The sequence below is a fragment of the Saccharopolyspora sp. NPDC050389 genome, from assembly GCF_040655595.1.
In the GTDB taxonomy this organism is placed as follows: Bacteria; Actinomycetota; Actinomycetes; order Mycobacteriales; family Pseudonocardiaceae; genus Saccharopolyspora.
In genome coordinates this window covers 20,989-43,394 of sequence record NZ_JBFAKG010000052.1, presented here as the reverse complement: position 1 = coordinate 43,394, position 22,406 = coordinate 20,989, and the positions used below count along the sequence as shown (strand labels likewise).

General features: G+C 70.4%; 23 protein-coding genes. 6 read left to right on the top strand and 17 right to left on the bottom strand.

Features of this window, described 5'->3' with window-relative positions:
* Positions 1–43 precede the first annotated feature (43 nt).
* The 5 genes from AB0I53_RS29735 to AB0I53_RS29715 all read right to left on the bottom strand — a co-directional run bounded on the left by AB0I53_RS29735 (position 44) and on the right by AB0I53_RS29715 (position 5,066).
* Positions 44–1,033 carry an aldo/keto reductase gene (locus AB0I53_RS29735; protein WP_358610037.1) on the bottom strand — a complete coding sequence of 330 codons (990 nt, stop codon included), beginning with the start codon at positions 1,031–1,033 and terminating at the stop codon, positions 44–46.
* Positions 1,030–1,356, bottom strand: coding sequence for an L-rhamnose mutarotase (locus tag AB0I53_RS29730; protein WP_358579428.1), 327 nt, complete (start codon positions 1,354–1,356; stop codon positions 1,030–1,032). The genes AB0I53_RS29735 and AB0I53_RS29730 overlap by 4 nt, the downstream gene beginning before the upstream one ends.
* 13 nt (positions 1,357–1,369) lie before the next feature.
* Positions 1,370–2,119, bottom strand: coding sequence for an SDR family oxidoreductase (locus AB0I53_RS29725; protein ID WP_358610034.1), 750 nt, complete (start codon positions 2,117–2,119; stop codon positions 1,370–1,372).
* The gene (locus AB0I53_RS29720) at positions 2,116–3,441 is read right to left on the bottom strand and encodes an L-fuconate dehydratase (protein WP_358610031.1); all 1,326 of its coding nucleotides are present in this window, start codon (positions 3,439–3,441) and stop codon (positions 2,116–2,118) included. The genes AB0I53_RS29725 and AB0I53_RS29720 overlap by 4 nt, the downstream gene beginning before the upstream one ends.
* Positions 3,442–3,881: 440 nt before the next feature.
* The gene (locus AB0I53_RS29715; RefSeq protein ID WP_358610028.1) at positions 3,882–5,066 is read right to left on the bottom strand and encodes a macrolide family glycosyltransferase; all 1,185 of its coding nucleotides are present in this window, start codon (positions 5,064–5,066) and stop codon (positions 3,882–3,884) included.
* A gap of 417 nt (positions 5,067–5,483) precedes the next feature.
* Here AB0I53_RS29715 and AB0I53_RS29710 point away from each other — a divergent pair, with 417 nt between their 5' ends.
* Both AB0I53_RS29710 and AB0I53_RS29705 read left to right on the top strand, forming a co-directional pair.
* On the top strand, positions 5,484–6,170 hold the full coding sequence (locus AB0I53_RS29710; RefSeq protein ID WP_358610025.1) for an MBL fold metallo-hydrolase: 687 nt from the start codon (positions 5,484–5,486) through the stop codon (positions 6,168–6,170).
* 51 nt (positions 6,171–6,221) lie between these two features.
* Entirely contained in the window at positions 6,222–6,899 is a 678-nt protein-coding gene (locus AB0I53_RS29705; protein WP_358610022.1) for a flavin reductase family protein, read from the top strand.
* 48 nt (positions 6,900–6,947) lie between these two features.
* On the opposite strand, the gene AB0I53_RS29700 is transcribed toward AB0I53_RS29705, so the two are convergent.
* The 3 genes from AB0I53_RS29700 to AB0I53_RS29690 all read right to left on the bottom strand — a co-directional run bounded on the left by AB0I53_RS29700 (position 6,948) and on the right by AB0I53_RS29690 (position 10,191).
* Positions 6,948–7,976, bottom strand: coding sequence for a tetratricopeptide repeat protein (locus AB0I53_RS29700; protein WP_358610020.1), 1,029 nt, complete (start codon positions 7,974–7,976; stop codon positions 6,948–6,950).
* 235 nt (positions 7,977–8,211) lie between these two features.
* The gene (locus tag AB0I53_RS29695) at positions 8,212–8,610 is read right to left on the bottom strand and encodes a DUF393 domain-containing protein (RefSeq protein WP_358610017.1); all 399 of its coding nucleotides are present in this window, start codon (positions 8,608–8,610) and stop codon (positions 8,212–8,214) included.
* A gap of 177 nt (positions 8,611–8,787) precedes the next feature.
* Positions 8,788–10,191 carry an NAD(P)H-quinone dehydrogenase gene (locus tag AB0I53_RS29690; RefSeq protein WP_358610014.1) on the bottom strand — a complete coding sequence of 468 codons (1,404 nt, stop codon included), beginning with the start codon at positions 10,189–10,191 and terminating at the stop codon, positions 8,788–8,790.
* Positions 10,192–10,415: 224 nt separating this feature from the next.
* Between AB0I53_RS29690 and AB0I53_RS29685 the strand changes: the two genes are divergently transcribed.
* Both AB0I53_RS29685 and AB0I53_RS29680 read left to right on the top strand, forming a co-directional pair.
* Positions 10,416–10,868 carry a gamma-glutamylcyclotransferase gene (locus AB0I53_RS29685; protein ID WP_358610011.1) on the top strand — a complete coding sequence of 151 codons (453 nt, stop codon included), beginning with the start codon at positions 10,416–10,418 and terminating at the stop codon, positions 10,866–10,868.
* A gap of 81 nt (positions 10,869–10,949) precedes the next feature.
* On the top strand, positions 10,950–11,735 hold the full coding sequence (locus tag AB0I53_RS29680; RefSeq protein WP_358610009.1) for a DeoR/GlpR family DNA-binding transcription regulator: 786 nt from the start codon (positions 10,950–10,952) through the stop codon (positions 11,733–11,735).
* A 10-nt stretch (positions 11,736–11,745) separates the two neighbouring features.
* Here the strand turns inward: AB0I53_RS29680 and AB0I53_RS29675 are convergent, their stop codons facing one another.
* Positions 11,746–12,723 carry a YafY family protein gene (locus AB0I53_RS29675; protein WP_358610006.1) on the bottom strand — a complete coding sequence of 326 codons (978 nt, stop codon included), beginning with the start codon at positions 12,721–12,723 and terminating at the stop codon, positions 11,746–11,748.
* 64 nt (positions 12,724–12,787) lie between these two features.
* Here AB0I53_RS29675 and AB0I53_RS29670 point away from each other — a divergent pair, with 64 nt between their 5' ends.
* Positions 12,788–13,588, top strand: coding sequence for a nuclear transport factor 2 family protein (locus tag AB0I53_RS29670; RefSeq protein WP_358610003.1), 801 nt, complete (start codon positions 12,788–12,790; stop codon positions 13,586–13,588).
* Here AB0I53_RS29670 and AB0I53_RS29665 read toward each other — a convergent pair whose 3' ends face one another.
* On the bottom strand, positions 13,589–15,034 hold the full coding sequence (locus AB0I53_RS29665; protein WP_358610000.1) for an FGGY family carbohydrate kinase: 1,446 nt from the start codon (positions 15,032–15,034) through the stop codon (positions 13,589–13,591).
* Between the two features lie 34 nt (positions 15,035–15,068).
* Entirely contained in the window at positions 15,069–15,782 is a 714-nt protein-coding gene (locus AB0I53_RS29660; RefSeq protein WP_358609997.1) for an HAD family hydrolase, read from the bottom strand.
* A 158-nt stretch (positions 15,783–15,940) separates the two neighbouring features.
* On the opposite strand from AB0I53_RS29660, the gene AB0I53_RS29655 reads away from it, so the two are divergent.
* Entirely contained in the window at positions 15,941–17,428 is a 1,488-nt protein-coding gene (locus AB0I53_RS29655) for an FGGY-family carbohydrate kinase (protein ID WP_358609995.1), read from the top strand.
* 11 nt (positions 17,429–17,439) lie between these two features.
* On the opposite strand, the gene AB0I53_RS29650 is transcribed toward AB0I53_RS29655, so the two are convergent.
* The 6 genes from AB0I53_RS29650 to AB0I53_RS29625 all read right to left on the bottom strand — a co-directional run bounded on the left by AB0I53_RS29650 (position 17,440) and on the right by AB0I53_RS29625 (position 22,404).
* Positions 17,440–18,108, bottom strand: coding sequence for a hypothetical protein (locus AB0I53_RS29650; RefSeq protein WP_358609992.1), 669 nt, complete (start codon positions 18,106–18,108; stop codon positions 17,440–17,442).
* Positions 18,109–18,253: 145 nt separating this feature from the next.
* Positions 18,254–19,483 carry an amidohydrolase gene (locus AB0I53_RS29645; RefSeq protein WP_358610132.1) on the bottom strand — a complete coding sequence of 410 codons (1,230 nt, stop codon included), beginning with the start codon at positions 19,481–19,483 and terminating at the stop codon, positions 18,254–18,256.
* Between the two features lie 158 nt (positions 19,484–19,641).
* A complete protein-coding gene (locus tag AB0I53_RS29640; RefSeq protein WP_358609989.1) occupies positions 19,642–20,892 on the bottom strand; it encodes a M20 family metallopeptidase in 1,251 nt (416 codons plus the stop codon).
* A 481-nt stretch (positions 20,893–21,373) separates the two neighbouring features.
* Positions 21,374–21,649: a hypothetical protein gene (locus AB0I53_RS29635; protein ID WP_358609986.1), complete on the bottom strand. Its 276-nt coding sequence runs from the start codon at positions 21,647–21,649 to the stop codon at positions 21,374–21,376.
* Positions 21,650–21,793: 144 nt separating this feature from the next.
* Positions 21,794–22,141: a monovalent cation/H(+) antiporter subunit G gene (gene mnhG / locus AB0I53_RS29630; protein WP_358609983.1), complete on the bottom strand. Its 348-nt coding sequence runs from the start codon at positions 22,139–22,141 to the stop codon at positions 21,794–21,796.
* Entirely contained in the window at positions 22,138–22,404 is a 267-nt protein-coding gene (locus AB0I53_RS29625; protein ID WP_358609980.1) for a monovalent cation/H+ antiporter complex subunit F, read from the bottom strand. Before AB0I53_RS29625 ends, mnhG begins: the two co-directional genes overlap by 4 nt.
* Positions 22,405–22,406 lie beyond the last annotated feature (2 nt).

Here is a 22,406-nt window from a genome sequence, read left to right as displayed (position 1 = left end):
ATTGAATTGCGGGTTCATCCCGAATTTCGCTTTCCCGCCAAGGTCAGACGGGCAATGCCGAGTCCGGCCGCAGCAGGCCCGCCGCGATCAGGTCGCCCCAGAGACCGGCCGGGACCGCGCGACCGAACAGTTCGGCGTTGCCTCGAACCTCCGACGCGGATCTAGCTCCCACCACAACGCTCGCGACCGCCGGATGCGAAGCGACGAAAGCCATCGCGACCTGCGGCACGCTCGCGCCGTGCCGGTGGATCACCTCGGCCATCCGCGCCACGCGCGCCCGCAGTTCCGGCGCGGCCGGCACGTAGTCGTACATCGCTTCCGGCCCCGGCTCGTCGGTGGCCAGCACTCCGCCGTTGAAGACGCCGGCCGCGAGCACCGACACGTTGCGCCGGAGGCACGTCGGCAACATGCTGTCCGCTGCGGACTGTTCGAGCAAGGTGTACCGGCCCGCGAGCAGCACCGCGTCGACATCGGTTTCGACGGCGAACCGCTCCAGCATCCGCCACTGGTTCATGCCAACGCCGATCGCGCCGATCACGCCTTGCGACCGGAGCTCGTGCAAGGCCGGATACGCCTCGCCGACGGCCTGTTGCCAGTGGTCGTCCGGGTCGTGGATCAGCACGACGTCGATGCGGTCCAAGCCGAGCCGGCGCAGGCTGGCATCCAGCGAACGCCGCACCCCGTCCGCGCTGAAGTCCCAGACCCTCCGATGGTCGGCGGGAACGTCGAAGCCCGCGTCGTCCCGCCGCGCCGAGCCTCGTGGATCGGGCACGAGCAGCCTGCCGACCTTGGTCGACACGACCAACTCGTCGCGCGGCCGCCCGGCGAGGGCCCGGCCGAGTCGCCGCTCGGCCAGCCCGAGCCCGTAGTGCGGGGCGGTGTCGAAGAAGCGGATGCCCGCGTTCCACGCCGCATCCACCGCTCCGAGCGCGGTGTCCTCGTCCACCGCGCGGTAGAGGTTGCCGATCACCGCGCCGCCGAATCCGAGCACCGAGACCGAAACCTCCGATCCGCCCAGCCGGCCGGACTTCATGCGCCCCCGCTCCCGGGCAGCTCCCACACCTGCGTCAGACCGGTGTCGGTGCCCGAGTAGTCGTCCTCGACGGCCAGCAGCTCGGACATCGTGGCCTGCCAGGCGACATTCGCGGGATGGTCACGCAGCGCGTGCCGCATCGCCTGGTAGTCCTCGACTTCCACCACGTGGAACAGGTCCTGGCCGTCGCGCCAGATCCGCCAGCTGTGCACACCCGCGGCGCGGAGGGCCGCATCCAGGTCGGCCGGGATCACCGCGTGCACCTGCTCGTACTCGGCTTCCTTGCCGGGCTTCAGCTTGGTGTGCAAGGCGATTCGCTGCATCTCCGGCTTCTCCTCAGCTCTTCCGCAGGCGCAGGCCCTGCATCCCGCCGTCCACGGCGAGCGCGGTGCCGGTGGTCGCCCCGGCCGCCGGACCGGCGAGGTAGGCGACGGCCGCCGCGACCTCGGCCGCCGACACGAGCCGCCCGGTGGGCTGGCGGGCCTGCAGCGCGCTCAGCTCCGCTTCCGGATCGTCCGCCGCCGCGAGCAGCCGCCGCACCCACGGCGTGTCGACGGTGCCCGGATTGACGCAGTTGACGCGGATTCCCTCCGCCACGTGGTCGGCGGCCATCGCCATGGTCAGCGACAGCACCGCTCCCTTGCTCGCGCTGTAGAGCGCCCGGTTGGGCAGTCCCGCGGTGGCCGCGATCGAGCAGGTGTTCACGATCGCTGCGGCCGAGGACTCGCGCAGGTGTGGCAGGCACGTCCGGGTCGTGCGCACGATGCCGAGAACGTTGACGTCGAAGACCCTGTTCCACTCGTCGTAGGCGTTGGCCTCGACGGTGCCCTGCGCACCGATTCCGGCGTTGTTGACCAGGACGTCCACGCCGCCGAGCCGCTGCACGACCTGCTCGACGGCGGCGGACACCGACTCCTCGTCCGTCACGTCGCAACGCAGGCCCAGCACGTCCGCCGGCGCACCGGAGGGATCGAGGTCCAGGGCGGCGACGGAGGCGCCGCGCGCGGCCAGCTCGGTGGCCACCGCCAGCCCGATGCCCGAACCAGCCCCGGTGACGACAGCGGTCCGTCCGGCGAATTCAGTCATGCATCCGTCCTACCTTTCCCGTTCGACGTCCACACCGGGCCGTCGGGATATGCGTAGTCGACCAGCGTTTCCGGTCGCAGCTGTGCGGAGAACCCGGGGTGGCGCGGCGCCAGGTAGTTGCCGCCGCGGATCGTCACCGGATCGACGAAGTGCTCGTGCAGGTGGTCGACGTACTCGATGACCCTGCCGTCCATCGATCCCGACACCGCGACGAAGTCGAACATGGCCAGGTGCTGCACCAACTCGCACAGGCCCACCCCGCCCGCGTGCGGGCACACCGGCACCCCGAACTTCGCCGCGAGCAACAGGATCGCCACGTTCTCGTTGACACCGGCCACCCGCGCGGCGTCCAGTTGCAGGTAGGACAGGGCGTTCGCCTGCAACATCTGCTTGAACACCACCCGGTTCGCCACGTGCTCGCCGGTGGCGACCCGGACCGGCGCGATCGCCTGCGCGATGGCCGCGTGGCCGAGCACGTCGTCCGGGCTGGTCGGCTCCTCCACCCACCACGGGTCGAACGGCGCGAGTTCCCGGATCCAGTCGATCGCGGTCCCCACGTCCCAGCGCTGGTTGGCGTCGACGGCGATGCGGATGTCCGGGCCGACCGCTTCGCGGGCGATCCGCATCCGGCGGACGTCGTCCGCGAGGTCCGCACCGACCTTGAGCTTCAGCTGCCGGAACCCCAGGTCGACCGCCTCCCGGCAGAGCCTCCGCAGCTTCTCGTCGGAGTACCCGAGCCACCCCGGTGTTGTGGTGTACGCCGGGTAGCCGCCATCCCGGAGCTCCGCCGCGCGGGCGGCGCGTCCCGGCTCGGCCCGGCGCAGGATGTCCAGCGCTTCGCTCGGCGTCAGGGCATCGCTCAGGTACCGGAAGTCGACGAGCTCGACCAGCTGTTCCGGCGTCAGCTCGGCGAGCAACTGCCACAGCGGCTTGCCCGCCCTCTTTGCCTTCAGGTCCCACAGCGCGTTGATCACGGCGGCGATCGCCATGTGCACTACGCCCTTCTCCGGGCCCAGCCAGCGCAGTTGGGAATCGTGCACCAGCTCTCGCCACATACCGCCGAGGTCGTCCAGGGTGTGCTGGAGGTCCCGACCGGCCAGTGCCGGTTCCAGGGCCTTGATCGCGGCGGTCTGCACGTCGTTGCCGCGGCCGATGGTGAAGGCGAAGCCGTGCCCCTCGATCCCATCGACCGCATCGGTGTCGATCACGACGTAGGACGCCGAGTAGTCCGGGTCCGGGTTCATCGCGTCCGAACCGTCCAGTTCCCGGGAGGTGGGGAACCGGATGTCGTAGGTCCGCAGGCCCTTGATCGTTCCAGCCATCACGTCCACCTCGTTTCGGGCACGTCCGCGCTCCTCCCGGCAACGCGTGCCCTCAGGTATAGCTACCGGAACAGCGAATTCCAAGATTCACTTCGCGCCCGGCGCCCAGTAGCGGTTCGCAGGTGGGCCGATCGCCGGGTTCGTCCACGGGTGGACTCCGGCCGTGGCTCGTGGGCTCCTCGCAGGTGAGCGAGGCCGTCGGGAGTGTGAACGCTGCGGCACGACGAGCGCGGGCTTGCTCGACCGGAACGAAACCGGGCAGCGGGTCCTTCCCGACGTCGCCAATTCACGATGCCGGGTCGGATCCTCCCAAGAAAAGACCCACCGTGGTGAGCGCTGAGTCCCGCGTAGCGAGCGGGCCGCAGTGCTTGCGTGCGCGTCTCACGGCGCCGAACGGTGGGCTGCCCGACTTGCTCGGCAGCCCACCTCGACCGCTCTCGTCAGAGCATGGACTCGACGATTTCGACGGCCCGCCGCAGGCCGCCGGATTCCCGGATCTCCCGCCGCATCTCCTTCAACCGCAGCCGGATCACCTCACTCGAGGTGACCTGCTCCAAAGCGGCCCGCAGCTGCTCCGGTGTCACCGACTCGCAGTCGACCTGCGTGCCCAGCTGGAGTTCTTCGATCCGGGCCGCGTTCATGAACTGCTCGACCGCCTGCGGAACCGCGATCAGCGGCACCTCGTGGTACAGGCCCTCCATCGTGCCGCCCATGCCCGCGTGCGTGATGAACGCGCTCGCCTGCGACAGCACCCGCAACTGCGGAATCCATTGGTGCACCTCGAAATTCGGCGGGATCTCGCCGAGTTCCGCCGGATCTGCCGACCGTCCCACCGCCATCACCACGTGCCAGTCGAGATCGGCGAACGCACGCATGCACTTGCGGTAGAACTCCAACCGGTTGTTGTAGGCCGAGCCCAGCGAGATCACGAGCACCGGACGCGAGTCCGGCGCCTGCCAATCCTCCTGGAACGCGCGCTCGGTCAGCATCGGCCCCACGAAGGTGAACGAATCCACGACCCGTTCCCCGAAGTACTGAAAGGAACGGGGAATGGTCACGACGCAGCGGTCCGGTACAGACACGTTGTGGAAGACCAGATCGGTGCCTTGCTGGGCGAAGTACTCGTCGTACCTCGCCTGCACCGCGAGGGCCTCCGGCGACAGTTCAATGCCGAAGGTCTCCTCGACACCCTCGAAGTACACGTGGGTCGGAGACAATTGGAGGCGGGGCACCTGCCACTTCTCCGACAGCACGAGCGCCTGGAAGGCCGCGATGTCGTACACGATGAGGTCGGGCCGGTCGGCCGCGTACGCCTGTTCGAGCTGCAGCACCACGGCCATCATCTCTTCGAGGAACATCTCCTGGGCCGCGACCTGTTCTTCCGGCCATTCCTGCGTCTCCGCCGATGGGCCCGGCAGCGTCGAGGTGTAGCGGACCGGCGTCGCGCCGGCCTCCGCCACCTGCGTCGCGAAGTCATCGGTCGTCGCGTACGTGACGCGGTGCCCGCGGGCCACCAGTTCGGCGACCAGCCCGAGGCCCGGGTTCACGTGCCCGTGCGCCGGAATCGACATGAACGCGATGTGCGCGGGCCTGGTGCGGTAGCTGTTCTGAGCCGTCTCGGCCATCTGGTTCTACTCCTGATCAGGAAACGCCTTCGCCGCAGCGAAGAGCGCGGAAGGCATTCGGATCGCCGCGCCCGGTCGCATGTGACCGCCTCGCACCGAACGCCGAAACGCGGGCCGCCGGACACCAGCGGTCAGCGCTCGGAGGTTGCGAGCGGTGAATTCCCGAACTGGGAACGAGATGCGCACCGAAGCACGGTGGATTCAGGCGGTGGAGCCGCCCGGGGATCGCCGCCGTCGCGGCGACCTGATCAGAGGTAGAACTGCCTGTGAGCCATGTTCCGAGCATAACGGGCCGTCCCGCCGGATGTCGCGCCGATTTTCCGGAGTGCGGGTGCTGCGCGGCCGGTCACGCGTCAAACCTGTTCGCCCGCAACGAAAATGGCGGGCGTCGGCCGAACGGTGACCTAGGTTGGCGGCATGGACGTGATCGAGGTGGTGCCGAACCTGTACTTCCTGGCGCTCGAATTCGGGCAAGCGTACCTGTGGCGCGAGGGCCGCTCGGCAACCCTCATCGACACCGGGATCGCCGGATCCGGCCCGGCCATCATGGGGCTGCTGACCGAACTGGACACCGAGCTCGACCGGATCGTCATCACCCACGGGCACGAGGACCACACCGGTTCCGCCGCCGAACTCCGCACGGCGACCGCCGCACCCGTGCTGGCCCACAGCGCGGACGCACCCGTCGTGCGAGGCGAGCGGAAACAGGCCGAGCCGGTGCTGCTCGACTGGGAACGTCCTCTCTTCGAGAGCGTCGCCCCGACCCTCCCGTCGCCGCCGCCCTGCCCGGTCGACCAGGAGCTCGCCTATGGCGGCGTGCTGGACTTCGCCGGTGGCGCGCAGGTGCTTTCCATCCCGGGACACACCGATGGGAGCATCGCTGTTCACTTGTCAAAGAGCCGGATCCTCTTCACCGGAGACACCATCGCCAACGTCGGCCAGCTGATGCTCGGCACGTTCAACGTCGATCGCGCGCGAGCCATCGAGTCGTTCCACCGCCTCGCGGAACTCGACACCGAGGTCGCCTGCTTCGGCCACGGAGAACCGATCATCGGCAACGCCGGCGCCGACTTTCGCGCAACGGCGAAGCAACTCACGGCGTAGTCCACAACACTTCGACCCTCACCGAAGCAACACCTCCTTACGGTTGCGCTCATGGAAACCATGACGCCCAGCAACGACATCCGAACCAGCAGCAGTGGCGGCGTCGACCACGTGACCGTCGCGCCGAGTGTCCTGTACTTCGGGACGCCGGTGGCGCTGCTGTCCACCGAGAACGCCGACGGCACCGCGAATCTCGCACCGATGTCTTCCGCCTGGGCCCTCGGCGACGTGATGGTCCTCGGGATGGGCGGCACCTCTCACACCGCGTCCAACCTCGAAGCGCGGCCCGACCTCGTGATCAACTTCCCGTCGCCCGAGCAGTGGCCCGCGGTCGAACGGCTCGCGCCCTTGACCGGCCGGAACCCGGTTCCGGACCAGAAGCGCGGCGTGTTCCGCTTCGAGCCGGACAAGTTCGGTGCCGCCGGGCTGCGCCCGGAGCCTTCGGACCTGGTGCGCCCGCCCCGCGTCGCCGAGTGCCCGGTTCAGCTGGAGGCCCGCGCGACACGGGTGCGAGCCGATGCCACCGGAAGCTTCCGCATCATCGAGGCGCAGGTGCTGCGGGTGCACTGCGATCCGCGCATCGTCGTTGCAGGCACGCACCACATCGACCCGGCGGCGTGGAGCCCGCTGATCTACAACTTCCGCCACTACTTCGGCCTCGGTCGAGAACTGGGGCACAGCTTCCGCTCCCAGACCCCGCGTCCGGAAGACGCGACAACGTCGGCGTAGACCGGCGTTCGGCCAGGCGCGGGTGGATGCGGCACCGAAAGCGCTTGCTCAGGCGGCGATCTCTGCCATTTCGCTGATCGCCTCCTCCACCATCCGCCTGGTGTGCCGCAATTCCCGGCTGTCCAACCTGTCCCGCAGGGCGAGCAGCTCGCGCTCGGTGGCGGGACGTGGCCGCCCCATCTTGTCGAGGCTCTTCAGCAAGCCCAGCTCGGCCAGCGCGGCACCGCGCGGTTCGTTGCTGGACTGGAACATCTGCTGCGCATCCCGGTAAGTGCGTGCGGCCTCCCCGTACCAGCACGCGCGGAAGAGGACGTTGCCGCGCATCTTGCGGTTGTAGGCCAGCGCACTGGTCAGGTCCATCCGGCGGCAGATCTGCTCGCCTCGCGACAGCAGTCGCAGCGCCTCGTCGTGCTCCCCGCGCAACGACATGATGTCCGCCAGCCCTCGCAGCGCCCAGGCCAGGCCGCGCTCGTCCCCGCCGTCCTCCGCGATCTCGGCGGCCTCGGTGAACCGCCGCCACGCGGAGTCCAGGTCGCCCGCGTTGCGGTCGAGCTGGGCCAGGCCTTCCAGCGCCCACACCGTGTGCCGGCACTCGCCGCGCTTGCGGGCCTCGGCCAGCAGCTGCTCGTGCAGCTCGCGTGCTTCCTCGTAGTCCCCGCGGATCCGCAGCGTTTCGGCGATCCCGGCGACCGAGTAGCCGTACGCGATCAGTTCGCCGGACTGCTTCGCGAGATCCCGTGCGGAGCTGAGCCAGCGCACCGCGGCGGTCATCTGCCCGCGCTGCCGGGCCAGCGTGCCGCCGCTCCACAGAGCCCACGCCATCGCGCCCCGCTCCCCCGCGCCGCGGGCCGTCCGATAGCTCGCCCGCCACGCCGCATCCGCCTCGTCGAGCCGGCCGAGGCGCCGGTACGCCTCCGCGACCGCCAGCCGCGCCTGGGCGAGCGCCAGGCCGACGCCCTCCTCCGCCGCCTGGGACTCGCGCTCCAACGCTGCCGCCAGCACATCCCCGAGGGCCGCGTTCACCGACATGTCCCGGAGCTTCCCCTGGTACTCAGGAGCGAATGCCTTGCCGTACATCTCGAGCCACCTGGCCTTTCCACCGCGTTGGTGCTCAAGACGCACCAAGTTGATTTGCGGCCACGCCCTCCGCCGATCCCCTGAAGCGGAGGGCGGGCCACTCCGAACCCCCGAACGACTTCAAAGCTATTGCGTCGCGAGGGGTCGGCGGCTCAGCCGAATTGGCAGCCCGGGTCAACCGATCGGCCAGGAAGGAGGCAGCGCTTCTAGTACTTTTGGCCGAGGTCGGCGGCGGTCAGGAACGAGCCGAATGGCCCGGACGCTCCGCAGGCGGCAGCTGGCAGGCCGGGGTGGCGCCCGGCAGCCGGTAGCGGTTCGCCGCGACCCACCGGTACGCCCACGCGGCTAGCAGCCGCAGCACCGGGGCGGACATGAGCCAGCCGAGCACCGGCCAAGGCCTGCGGCAGTCCTTGAGCAGCTCCGCGACCGCGGCCGCGCCGCCGAACACGCGGCCCGACCTGGCCACCCACAGCACCTCGTGCCGGGCCCGGTCCGATGTGGTCCGCAGCGCGGCGAGATCCGCCTCCTGCCACGGCAGGATGCGCATGTGCACCGGCAGCCGCTCCGCGACCCGCACGCTGCGCGTGCAGAATCCGCAGTCCCCGTCATAGATCAGCACCGGCAGGTCAGCCATGCCCGCACGCCCCTTCCACCCGATCCGCCAGCCGTGGCGGGTGCCTCAGCGGCCGCAGACGCGGCCAGTCCCAGCACAGCAGGTAGACGTCGTAGCAGCATCAACCCGGCGATCCCCCAGGTGAAGCGCGAGGCCGGCGACGGCGTTCGGGCCGGCGCATCGGTCGGTCGGCGCGGATCAGTCCAGGTCGTCGTGGCGCATCAACAGGCGGCCGGCCTCGGTCAGCGAGCCCGACAGCGACGGGTACACCGAGAAGGTGTTCGCCAGGTTGTCGACGGTCACCTGGTTCTGCACCGCGAGCGCGATCGGCAGGATCAGCTCGCTGGCGTTCGGCGCCACCACGACGCCACCCACCACCACGCCGGTCTGCGGCCGGCAGAAGACCTTGAGGAAACCGCGCCGCAGGCCCTCCATCTTCGCCCGCGGGTTGGTGGCCAGCGGCATCGTCACGGTCCGCGCGGGCACGTCCCCGCAGTCGATCGCCTGCTGGCTGATGCCGACCGTGGCGATCTCCGGGTGCGTGAAGACGTTCGCCGCGACGGTCTTGAGCTTGATCGGCGTGACACCCTCGCCGAGCGCGTGCCACATCGCGATGCGGCCCTGCATGCCCGCCACCGAGGCCAGCAGCAGCAGACCGGTGCAGTCGCCGGCCGAGTAGACGCCGGGCACGCAGGTCCGCGACACCCGGTCGACCGGGATGTAGCCGCCGCGGTCGGGCTCGATGCCCACCCGCTCCAGGCCGATGTCGGTGGTGTTCGGCACCGAGCCGACGGTCATCAGCGCGTGGCTGGCCTCGACCTGCCGCCCGTCGGCGAGGTGGATCAGCACCCCGGAGTCGGTACGCTCCACCTTCTCGGCCCGGGCGTGCTTGACGACCTCGGTGCCGCGCTCGGCGAACACCTCTTCCAGCACCGCTGCGGCGTCCGCGTCCTCGTGCGGCAGCACCCGGTCGCGGCTGGAGATCATGGTGACCTTGACGCCCATCTCGGTGTAGGCGGAGGCGAACTCCACACCGGTCACACCGGAGCCGATCACGGCCAGGTGCTCGGGCAGTTCGGGCAGGTCGTAGAGCTGCCGCCAGGTCAGGATCCGCTCCCCGTCGGGCTCGGCGCCCTTGAGGATCCGCGGCGTGGCGCCGGTGGCGATCAGCACGACGTCGGCGGCCAGCTCCTCGAAGCTGCCGTCGGCGAGATCGACCCCGACGTGGTGCACGGCCATGCCCTTGGTCGGGTTGGTGAACCGCGCGCGGCCCGGCAGGATCTTCACGCCCTCGCGGCGGACCCTGGAGCGGATGTCGGCGGACTGCGCGAGCGCCAGGCCCTTGACCCGGCCGTGCACCACCGCGACGTCCACGTCGGAGTCCTCGGTCTTGGTGCGGATGCCGAGCTCACGGGCGTCCCGGAACGCGGAGCGCGCGCCGGCGGACGCGATGAAGGTCTTCGACGGGACGCAGTCGTAGAGCACGCACGCGCCGCCGAGGCCCTCCGGCTCGACCAGCGTGACATCCGCCCCGTTCGAAGCCGCGACCAGCGCCGCCTCGTAGCCAGCGGGGCCGCCTCCCATGATCACGATGCGGGTCACTTCGCGCTCCTCCTCGGTCCGCCTGCCTTGTGGGCGCCGAACTCACCGTACGCTGCGACGAGTCCAGGCAATTCGGGTGGTGCCGCGCGAGTTGACCATCGTGGCGAAGACCACTCCCGGCATTCCGGGCGGGGCTGCGCGGGTTGCCCGGGCCGGGACCGTTACCCACATTCGTGACGTAGTCCGCTCCGCCACCCGGGCTGTCGATCGCTACCCTGTTGGGCGTGCCTCTGTACGCCGCGTACGGGTCCAACATGGATCCGGCCCAGATGATGAAGCGCGCCCCACATTCCCCGATGGCGGGAACGGGCTGGCTGGTGGACTGGCGGCTGACCTTCGGCGGCGAGGACTACGGCTGGGAAGGGGCCCTCGCCACGATCGTTGAGCAGCCGGGCTCCCAGGTTTTCACGGTGCTCTACGACGTCAGCCCGGAGGACGAGCAGCAGCTCGACAACTGGGAAGGCGCCGAGCTCGGCATGCACAAGAAGCTCCGGCTCCGGGTGCAGACGCTGGACGGATCGGCGCTGGCCTGGATGTACGTGCTGGACGCCTACGAGGGCGGGCTGCCGTCGGCGCGTTATCTCGGTGTGATGGCCGATGCGGCCGAAGCGGCCGGGGCTCCCGAGGACTACGTCGAGAAGCTGCGCAAACGCCCGTGCCACAACGTCGGCCCGTGAACCCCGCGTGACATCCGGCCCGAATATCACGCCTCTCGTGTGATAATCACCCCGGTTGCACGCGCGAGGTGAGGGGGGTCCGTGGCCGACGCAGGCACGCCGGTCAACCAGCAGGACCGACGCGAGCAGATCCGCCTAGAGGTGCTGGCCAGCGGGTTCGTTCGCATCGAAGCGCTGGCCGCCGCGCACGGGGTCAGCGGGATGACCATCCACCGCGATCTGGACGTCCTCGAACAGCAGGGCTGGCTGCGCAAGGTTCGCGGCGGCGCGACGTCGACGCCGACCGCGCTGCTGGAGACCTCGGTGCGGGCTCGGATCGCCGATGCGGCCGACGAGAAGGCACGCATCGCAAAGCACGCCATTCGGCACGTTTCTCCTGGCCAGGTCGTTGCGCTCGACGACAGCACCAGCGCGCTGGCGGTCGCGGAGCGGTTGGCGCCGCTGGGGCCGCTGACCGTCGTGACGAACTTCCTGTCCGTGATCAACCTGCTCAGCGGCGAACCGGGGCTGCACCTGATCGGGCTCGGTGGCGACTACCAGCCGTCCTACGACGCGTTCCTCGGCCTGCACACCGCGAGCATGGCCCGCACGATGCGCTCCGACGTGCTGTTCATGTCGACCACCGCGGTCGTCGACGGGCACTGCCTGCACCGCTCGCAGGAGACGATCCAGGTCAAGCGCGCGCTCATGGAGACCACCGGCAAGCGCGTGTTGCTGCTGGACCACTCCAAGTTCGACCGGCGTGCCGTGCACGAGCTGGCGCCGCTGACCGAGTTCGACGTCGTCGTGGTCGACCCGGGAACACCGGAACCGCTGCGCGACGAGCTGCGGGCGGCGGGCGTGGCGCTGGAGATCGCCGAAGGCTGATCAACCGAGTTCATGCCGGCCCGTAGATGCGGTTCAGGGCGTCGAGCGTGGTGGTGAGCCGTTCGCGGAGCTCGGCGGGGGCGAGGATTTCGGCTTCGGCACCGAGTTTGAGCAGCTCCGGGAGGGCTTGGTCGACGGACTCGATGGGGACCGTCACCCGGGTCCAGCCGTCGGCGTCTGGGGCTTCCGCGGTTCGTCGTGCCGCTTGCGCCACGGCCGGCTCCACCAGGTGGGACAGCCGGTCGAGGGCGTGCGGGGAAAGCCTGACCGTCGCTTCGCCCTGGTGGCGTCGCGCATCGAACTGCTCCAGGTAGGCCTGCCAGTGGGCGGCCAGGTCGAACCCGGTCGGCCGGGCGAAGCGCTCGTCGAGGACGCGCAGGTCGACGATCCGGGAGATGCGGTAGGTGCGGATCCGTTCGGCCGCACCGGCCACGAGGTACCAGCGGCCCGCTTTCAGGACCAGCCCGTACGGCTGCACGGTCCGAGTCGTCTCGTGCGGTTCGGCCCAGCGCAGGTAGCGGATCTGCACCGCGCGGTTGTTCCACACCGCGTCGGCGACCTCGGTCAGGTGCGGTGTGCGGTCCGCGCCTCGGTACCACGCCGGAGCGTCCAGGTGGAACCGTTCGGTGATCCGCTCGGCGCGATCGCGCAGCTCAACGGGCAAGGCCGCCATGAGCTTGAGCTGGGCCGCGGCCACGACGGCGCCCAGCCCGAGCTCGGCGGCGGCCGCGGGCAGCCCGGTCAGGAACAGCGATTCGGCCTCGTCGGTGGTCAATCCGGTCAGCCGGGTGCGGAAGCCATCGAGCAGCCGGTACCCGCCGTCATGCCCCGGCTCGCCGTACAGCGGAACGCCTGCCGCGCTGAGGGATTCCACGTCGCGGTAGACGGTGCGCACCGATACTTCCAGTTCATCGGCCAACTCCTGCGCCGTCACCCGCCCCCGGGTCTGGAGCAGCAGCAGGATCGACAGCAGGCGACTCGCGCGCATGACCGGAAGTCTGCCGAGATCCACTGACAGAAGTCGTCAGGGAAGCGTGGCTAGCCTTCGGCCCATGGACATCGATTTCGACATCGACCAGTTCGTCGACCGCTTCGTCGCCGTGTGGAACGAACCGGACCCGGTGACCCGACGCAGAGCCGTCGTCGCCCTGTGGGCCGAGGACGGCGTCGGCGTCGGCAAGGTGATGGAGTACCACGGGCATGACGCGCTCGAAGTCCGCGTCGCCGAAGCCCACAACGAGTTCGTGCGGGACGGCGGGTTCGTCTTCCGGGCCGCTGACGACGCGACCTGGCATCACGACATGCTCACCTTCACCGCCCACATGGTCCCGGCCGGCGGTGGGGACATCGCCTGGACCGCACGCATCTTCGCCGTCCTCGACGAGGACGAGCGGATCCGGTCCGATTACCAGTTCCCCGAGCCGATCGCACGCGGAAGCGCGCTAACCCGTGCCATTGCGAAGGACTTCCTCCGCCGACTCGGAGAGGGCGATCCCGACCGGATCGCCGAGCTGTTCGCCGAGCAGGTCGACTGGGTGCTGGACTGGCCGGCCGGCGGTCATCCGGCGGTGCCCTGGATCCGGCCCCGCTCGACCAGGGCCGACGTCGCCGACCACTTCCGCTCGATCGCCGAATTCCACGTGCCCGGGGAGGCCGTCGGATCCGCGCCGCGGATCCTCGTGGAAGGCAACGAGGCGGTCGTGCTCGGCGACATCCGCCAGACGGCCAAGGCCACCGGCAAGCCGTACACCGCGCTCTGCGCACTGCACCTGGTCGTCGAGGACGGCCTGATCACGCGCTACGCCGTCTACGAGGACAGCCTCACGGTCGCGGAAGCCCTCTCCGGCTCCTGATCAGGCCGCGGCGGCGATCCAGCCCCGGGTGCGGAGCTCATCGAGGAAGCGCTGGTAGCTGTCGTCCAGTTGGGGAACTTCCGCCCACACGGGCTCGACGAGTTCGCCACCGGGCACCATCGCTGCCGCCGCCGTGCTCAGGTTCGGGTAGAGCGAACCGCTGGCCGCCAGCAGCGCCGCGCCCAGCGCCGTGCCCGCACCTTGGACGCGCAGCACCGGCGTGTCCAGCACCGAGGCCCTGATCTGGCACCAGGCGATGCTGTGGGCTCCGCCGCCAGCGGTGCGCACGGCACCCTCTGCCGGCGCGCCGAGCCGGGCCAGCCGCTCCAGCGCGAGCCGCTCGCAGAAGGCGACGCCCTCGAGGCGGGAGCGGTACTCGTCGACCCGGTCCGCGGGCGTGCCGAGCGTGAACCGCGTGGCGTGTTCGGCGAGGAACGGGAACCGCTCCCCCTCGCCGCGCAGCGGGTAGTTGACCACGCTCGCCGGTCCACGCTCGGTCGCCGCCGCGTCCAGGCTCGACAGTTCGGCCGTGTCCACATCGGACAGAGCGGAGCCGCCGATGTTCGCCGCGCCGCCGGGCAGCCACATCCCGTCCGGGTGCAGGTGGCTGTACACCGCACCCGCCGGATCGTGCACGAGTTCCTTGGAAACTCCCTTCAGCACCAGGGTGGTGCCGAGGACCGTCACGAACTGCCCGATGTCGACCGCTCCGCAGGCCAGCTGCCCGGCGCAGCCGTCGGTCATCCCGGCGCGCACCTCGCAGCCGACCGGGAGGCCGGTTTGCGCCGCAGCGCTCGCATCGACTGCGCCCAGCACCGTTGTCGGGCGCACGACATCCGGCAGCAGCCGGTCTGGCACGTCCAAGGCCGCGAACGCCTCGGTGGCCCACTCGCCGTCCACGGCGTCGTAGCCGCTCTTCAGCGCGTGGCTGGAATCGGTGGCGACCGGATGCCCGACGAGCTTCCAGGCGATGACGTCCGGCGTGTGGCACACCCGCGCCGTGCCGTCCGGGAGGTGCCGCGCCAGCCAACCGATCCGGGCCAGGCCGGAGCCCGCCGACGGCGTGATGCCGGTGCGCCGCCAGCGGCTCGCACCCACCTCGGCTGCGATCCGGGCTTCCGTTTCGGCACGCCGGTCGTCGTACATCAGCGCCGCGGTGAGCGGCTCGCCGTCACCATCGACCGGAACGACCGTGCCCGATGTCGCCGAGATCGCCAGCGAGCGGATTTCGCTGCTGCGCGGCCCCAAAGCGGCCGTGCACTCGGCAAGGCTGTCGCGCACCGCCGGCCACCAGGTGGTCGCGTCCTGCTCTGAGCGTCCACCGGGTGATCGCACCGGCTGCGGCAACTGCCGGGACGCCGCGGCGATCACCGAGCCCGCCGGATCGTGAATCTGCACCCGGACGTTGGCGGTCGCGACATCGACGCCCGCGACGAGCCCGGTCATCGGCAAGCCTCCAGCGCGTTCGAAAGTTGTTCGCTCATTCGGCCCCCTGCAAACGCTCCAGCACATCGGGCAGCTCGGCCAGCGAGAACACCGCCACATCGGGCTCGGCGAGCTGCTCCGGCGTGGGCTCCGGCGGCGCTTCGCCGCGCACCACCCACACCGTGCGCAGTCCGACCCGGTGCGCGCCGCGCACGTCGGTGTCGAGCCGGTTGCCGACGTGCACCGCGTTCTTCGGCTCGACGCCGGCTTCCCGCAGTGCGTGCTGGAAGATCCGCGGGTCCGGCTTCTCCGCGCCGACGACCTCCGAAACCGCCCAGATGTCGATGAAGTCGGCCACGCCGTCCCGGCGGAGCGCGTCCACGACGACCGCTCGCTGGTTCGCCACGACCGCGAGTTTGTAACGACCGGCGAGCCGGCGCAGCGTCGGGAGCACGTCGGTGTGCAGCGCGGACGGCGGGTACTCCCAGTAGCGCTCGGCGCGGTCGGACAGCCGTTGCCGGTCCTGCGCGGTCAGGAACCGTTCGGCGACCGCGGTTCGCAGGGACCCGCCCTGGGCTTGGCGGCGCTCGTCGTAGACCTGCTGGAACTCGGCTTCGTCGACGCTCCGGCCGTCTTCGGCCGCCAGTTCTCGCACGGCGCGCAGCAACGCGTCGCGGTAGGCCTTGTCGTCGTAGATGGGGCCGCCGACGTCGAGCAGCACGAGGTCGATGCGGTCGGTTTCCGAGCCGGGGCGGGGTTGAGGCGGCACGTGGCGTCCTTCCGGTCGTGGTCCGCAACCGGGACCTTGGTGTCACATCCCATCGCAAACATAACACTTATCTTGAAATTTTTAACACTGAATGTTGTGATGTTCTCGGGTCGGGCCGATCGGGTCGACCAGGCAGGCGGGATCAGGAGGACACGCCCGTGATCACCATCGGGATCGACGCCGGCACCTCGGTGGTAAAGAGCGTCGCCTACGCCTCGGATGGCACCGAGCTCGCCGTCGTCCGCCGCCCGACCCGGGTCGAGCGGCCCCGGCCCGGCTGGGCCGAGCAGGACATGCCCGAGGTCTGGTCGGCCGTCGCGGACACCGTCGCCGAACTCGTCGGCGAACTTGGCGGCGAACTCGGCGCCGAGGTCGCCGCGCTGGCGATCACCGCGCAGGGCGACGGTTGCTGGCTCGTCGACGACGCCGGCCGCCCGACCGGTCCCGCGCTGCTCTGGAACGACGCGCGCGCCTCGGCTATCGCCGCGAACTGGGCCGACTCCGGGCTGCTCGCCGAGCTGTTCAAGATCAACGGCTCGGTCGGCTTCGCCGGGCTGCCGCACGCGCAGCTCAGCTGGCTCGCCGAGCACGAGCCGGCCCGGATCGCCACCTCCGCGAAGGTGCTGACCTGCGGCGGCTGGTTGTTCCACTGCCTGACCGGCCGCCTGGCCTGGGACGTCTCCGAGGCCTCCAACCCGTTCCTCGACGCCCGGACCGGCCGCTACTCCGACGCGGTGCTCAGCGAACTCGGCCTGGACTGGGCGCAACGGCTGCTGCCCGACGCCGTGGACGGCGCGCAGCGGATCGCGCCGTTGCAGCGGTCCGCGGCCGAACTGCTGGGCGTTCCGGAAGGCACGCCGGTCGTGTTGGGCGCCTACGACGTGATCTCCACCGCGATCGGCGCGGGCGTGACCGAGCCCGGCCAGGCCTGCACCATCCTCGGCACCACGATCTGCACCGAGGTGATCAGCGACGACCCCCGGCTGGAACGCACTCCCGTCGGCATGTCGCTGCGCACCCCGATGCCCGGCCGCTGGATGCTCGCCAGCGCCACGCTCGCCGGGACCGAGGTCGTCGAATGGGCCTGCCGGATGCTCGGCCTGCCCAACCCGGAGAACCTCACCGAGCTCGCCGAACAGGCCGAGCCGGGCAGCAAGGGCCTGCTGATGCTGCCCTACCTCTCGCTCGGCGGCGAGCGCGCGCCCTTCTACGACCCGGCCGCGCGCGGCAGCCTGCAGGGCCTGAGCCTGGAGCACGGTCCGGCCGAGATCGCGCGGGCCTGCCTGGAGGGGCTGGCGATGGTGATCCGGGACTGCCTGGTCGCCAGCACCGCGCAGCCCACCGAGCTGCGGCTCACCGGTGGCGGGTCGGCGAATCCGCTGTGGCGCCAGGTGATCGCGGATGTCACCGGCTTGCCGGTCGTTCGCACCACCGACGAGCAGGCCGGGGCCAGGGGCGCGGCGGTGACCGCGCACGCGCTGCTGACGGGACGCGACATCACCGACGTCGCCCGCGATCTGGTCGGCACATCGGACCCGTTGCGGCCGACCGAGGGCAACCGCGCGCTGTACGACGACGCATACGCGCGGTTCGTCGAGGTGCGCGAATCCGCCCAGGCGGCCGGTTGGTTCCGTCGCGCGAATTGACGTCCGGGTGCTCATCGCACACCTCCGACAAGCGCGCCGCGAGGCCTCGACCAGGCGAGTTGGAGCAGGGCCGTGGCCTGCCGGGTGCCCCGGCGATCTCTGCGCCGGGCGAGCCGTTCGCCGACGAGCGCCCGGAAGCGCTCGGCTGTTTCGCCGAGCTGGGCGAGCGTCTGCTCCAGGCAGTCCAGCGCCGGCCGCTGCTCGCCGGTGCACAGCAGTTCGCAGAGGGCGACGTCCAACGCCTGGGTGCGCAGCCCGTCGAGCTCGACGACGTCGCACTCCCTGATCCATGCCTGGTGGATGACGAGATCCGGCTGGGAGCGGAGCTCGCGGTCGTAGGGAATGGTCACGTGCACCACGCCGTCGGCAGCCGAGTCGCAGCCGTGCATCGCCGCCGCGGTGGCACCGGACAGCACGGCGTGCGGCCCGGCGCGCAGCAGCGCGGCCGCCGCGCGGGTCAGCGGGTCGTGGACGCGGGTGGCCGGGACAACGACCCCGTACCAAGGTTCCACCCAGTCGCCGTCGTCGAGGCCGGTCGCGACCTCGGCGCGGCCGAGCGCCTGCTCCGCGTCGCGGCGGGTCATGGCACCGTGCAGCGAGGACTGCGGCCAGCCTCCCGATCCGTCGGGTTCGACGGCCACCGGCGGCCGCATTTCGGGAGAGATGATGTTCGCGGTCATGCCTTTAAAGAGGCGGGAACCCCGCGAACAGATACAGCCGCGAGCGGATACACCTCGTTCGAGTGGATCAGCCGCGGAAGCCGCTCGGCGACAACATCCGACGCTGCGCCGCCCGGCGAACTGTGCCCGCCGGACGGCCGAGAACTCAGCGTTCCAGGCTGGTCAGGGCGGTGTTCACCATCGCCCGGATGCCCACGAACAGGGCGCGCTCGTCCAGCGCGAAGGTCGGCTGGTGCAGGTCCTTGACCCGGCCCATCCCGGAGTGCACGCCCAGCCTCGCGAACGAGCCCGGCACGTGCTCCAGGTACCAGCCGAAGTCCTCACCACCGGACGACTGCGGTGTGCTGGCCAGGGCGCTCTCGCCGAGGCCCGCGACGATCCCGGCCCGCAACAGCTCGGTGCTGTCCGCGTCGTTCACCACCGGTGGCACACCGCGCCGATGCTGCAGGTCGAACCCGACGCCCAGCGGTGACAGCAGGTTGTGCACGAGCTCGTGCACCAACGGCTCCAGCTTCGCCCAGGTGTCGCGGTCGCCCGTGCGCAACGTCCCGGTCAGCACGCCGTCCTGCGGAATTGCGTTCGGCGCCTCACCGGCGTGCACGGCACCCCAGGTCAGGACGGTTCCGGTGCGCGGATCGACGCGACGCGACAGCAGCGTCGGCAGGCCCGTGATGACGGTGCCCAGCGCGTGCACCAGGTCCGCGGTCAGGTGCGGGCGGGAGGTGTGCCCGCCCGGCGAGGTCAGCCGGAGCTCCAGCAGGTCGGCCGCCGACGTGATCGCCCCGACCCGGGTTCCGACCTGCCCCACCAGCAGTCGCGGGTCGCAGTGCAGCCCGAAGATGCGGTCCACATCGTCGAGGGCGCCGGCCGCCAGCACGTCCAGTGCGCCGCCGGGCATCACCTCTTCGGCCGGCTGGAAGATCACCCGCACCCGGCCGTGCAGGTTCGGCGCGGCGGCCAGCGCCAGCGCGGCACCCAGCGCGACCGTGGTGTGCGCGTCGTGCCCGCAGGCGTGCGCGACGCCGTCCACTGTGGAGGCGTAAGGCAGGCCGGTGGTTTCGCTCAGCGGCAGCGCGTCGATGTCGGCCCGCAGCGCCACGGTGCGCTGGCCGGGCCGCGCTTCGCCGATGTCGCAGACCAGACCGGTGCCCACCGGCAGCATCCGCGGGCGCAGGCCCGCCCTGGTGAGCCGCTCGGCGAGGAACGCGGTCGTCTCGTGCTCGGCGCGGGAGAGCTCCGGATAGGCGTGGATGTGCCGTCGCCAGGCCACCACCCGGTGCGCGTTAGCGTCCAGCCAGGCATCCAGCCAGGACGGTCCACGACCAGCGCCGAGGTCGACCACGGCGGATTCCGCACCGGACCCCACGCTGGACATGGTGCTGCCGATGGGCGCGCTCGGCCCGTCCGCACCCGCCGCGACGAGAGTTGCCTGGGCTACAGCGGAACGCTCCGCCGCATCCCAATCCACGTCTTCCACCGCCGAACCGCCGTTCGGGGACTGACCCGGATCCGGGCCACGAGAATCCACCACGGTCACGCCACGCCTCCCGACGTGCAGATCTTTTCCGACGAACTCCGAGTTGACCGGTCGCGCGCGGCCGCCAGCAGGCGATCGCGTTGCGCGCCGTCCAAAGCGGCGGCCACCGCCGTCCAGGCCATCGCCACCGCCCCATCGAGCACCGCGCTATCCGCGGTCGGTGTCGCGCAGGCTGCGGCGAACTCCGCCTGGTGGTTGACCGCGTCGCCGCAGTCCACCGCGATCATCGGATGGATCGCGGGCAAGGCCTGGGTCAGGTTGCCCATGTCGGTGCTGCCGATTACCGGGCCCTGCTCTTCGCCCCGGTCGAGCGGTTCGCGCCCGAGCTCGGTGATCGCGCGGCGGTACGCCTCCGACAGCCAGCCGTCGGGGTTCAGCTCCGCGTACACCGGAGAGATCTGCACGACTTCGTGCTCACATCCGGTCGCCGTCGCACCCGCCTCGAAGCAGGCCCGAATTCGGTTCTCCAGGCGCTGCAGGGAGCGCGCTTCGGCAGCACGCAGGTTGTAAACCGCCGCGGTGTGCGCGGGAACGATGTTCGGCGCCGCGCCACCTGCGGTAACGATACCGTGCACCATCTGCCGGGGCTCGAGGTGCTGGCGCAGCAGGCCGATGGCGACCTGCGCGACCGTCAACGCGTCGGCCGCGTTGCGACCGAGTTCCGGGGCCGCGGCGGCGTGCGCCGCGCGGCCTGTGTAGCGGACTTCAAGATCGGTGATGGCCAGCGAAGTCGGGCGGCAGACCTCTTCCGAACCCGGGTGCACCATCATCGCCAGGGCGACGTCGTCGAAGACGCCGCGCTCCAGCATCAGCACCTTGCCGCCGCCGGTCTCCTCGGCCGGGGTGCCGATCAGCCGCACGGTGATGCCGAGGTCATCGGCAATCCCCGCCAGCGCGAGCGCGGCACCGACGCCGGCGGCGGCGATGACGTTGTGCCCGCAGGCGTGGCCGACCTCGGGCAGCGCGTCGTACTCCGCGCAGATGCCGACCACCAGTTCGCCGCTGCCCGATTCGGCGACTAGCGCGGTGTCCAGGCCTGCGACCGGGGTTCGGACGGCGAAGCCGTGCCGGGCGAGCAGGTCCGCGACCTTGGCGGCGCTGCGGTGTTCGGCGAACGCGAGCTCCGGCTCGGCGTGGATGCTTCGGGAGAGCTCGACCAGCTCCGCTTCGTGGCGCCGCACCCGGTCGCGGCAGTGGGCGCGCGCTGCGGCAGAACGGTTGGCGTCGGGGTGCGGGGCGGTACTCATTTGCGCCCCATCCTGCATCATGCGGATCGTGGGCGCGGGTCTGGTGCAAGGCTGGGAGCCCACCGGTCGTCACACTGCGACGAACGGGTGGCTCCGATTCGGCAGAACCGAAGAATTGGAGATCGACCGGAGCCGACTAACCTATTCCTCACACTTTCGATTGATAAAGCAGGCGACGAAGCGGACGTCACGACACCGCAGCGTGACCGCATCCGGAAGTCGACGCGCAGGCCATACCAGGAAAGGGTGTGGGCCGGCACCGGTCGGGGGGCTTCCCGGTGCCGGCCCACGTCAGTGGGGGGCTAATACCCCGTCGCAGGCGCGCTGGACCCCGTCGTTACCCGAGCGGGGGGGTGAGGTCCGCGCACTCAGTCAGTTGTGAAAATCCCACAGGTTCGGCGTCAGGTCTAGTCCATGGCGAGAATTGGCACCGAAATAATCTCGTAAAAACCGACCACCCTGCCGGTTTTTTCGCCGCCTACTACTTCTTCCACTTGACGAAGAAGACCGGCTTCTTGCGCGCCTTGCGGGATAACAGCACCAGCGCGATCAACGCCACCCCAGTGGCACCGATGGCGAGGCGCTGCTTGTCATAGGCCGCCGGCTGGGCGGGCGGGGGCGCCTGGCCAGGATCCTGAGCCAGCACGACAACCGGAGCGCCGGGCGAAGCGGTCTCGCCCGCCGCCAGCGCGGGTGGTGCTAACAAGAGAAACAACGCGATCGCAAGGCCAGCTAACACGCGGCCGGTCCGCCACATGATGGCTCCACACCCTTCTACGCCGCGTTCGTCGACCGCGGTAACTCATGCGTGGTCACTCGTGCAGGTCCATTTGATCATATTAGACGCCGAGAGTGACCAGCCATGCGCGACTTGTGCCGGATCGGCGCAGTGCCGAACGGGTCAGCGAACCCGCCGCTCCCGCTCGATGCGATCGCCGAGCTCATCCACCACCAACGACTCCCGGTCGATGCTGTCCGCGCGGTACGCCGCCCGGCCCACGAGCTGCGCCAACACCGGCGCGGTGAGCATCTGGAACAGGCCGACCAGGATCAGCCCCGAGGCGTAGACGAAGTCGAGCTGCACCGCGGTGCCGATCAGGATCAGGATCAGCCCGAGGGTCTGCGGCTTGGTCGCCGCCTGCAGCCGGGCCGTCACGTCCGGGAAGCTCAGCAACCCGATCGCGCCGAGCAGGCAGGACAACGCGCCGCCGATCAGGCACACCGCGGAGAACACGTCCAGCCAGCTCATCGGTACGGCTCCTTCTTCTCGATCAACCGCGCCGCGCTGACCGAACCGATGAACGCGAGCAGCGCGAACGCGGCCAGCAGCGCGATGTTCGAGCCGTCGCCCAGCCAGCCCATGCCGACGCAGGTCGCGGCGACGATCAGGGTGACGAACACGTCGACCGACACGATCCGGTCCAGGGTGGTGCGGCCGCGCAGCAACCGGACGACCACCAGCAGGCCCGCCACGCACAGCAGGCCGAAGGTGACCGCGAAGACCCAGGCCATGC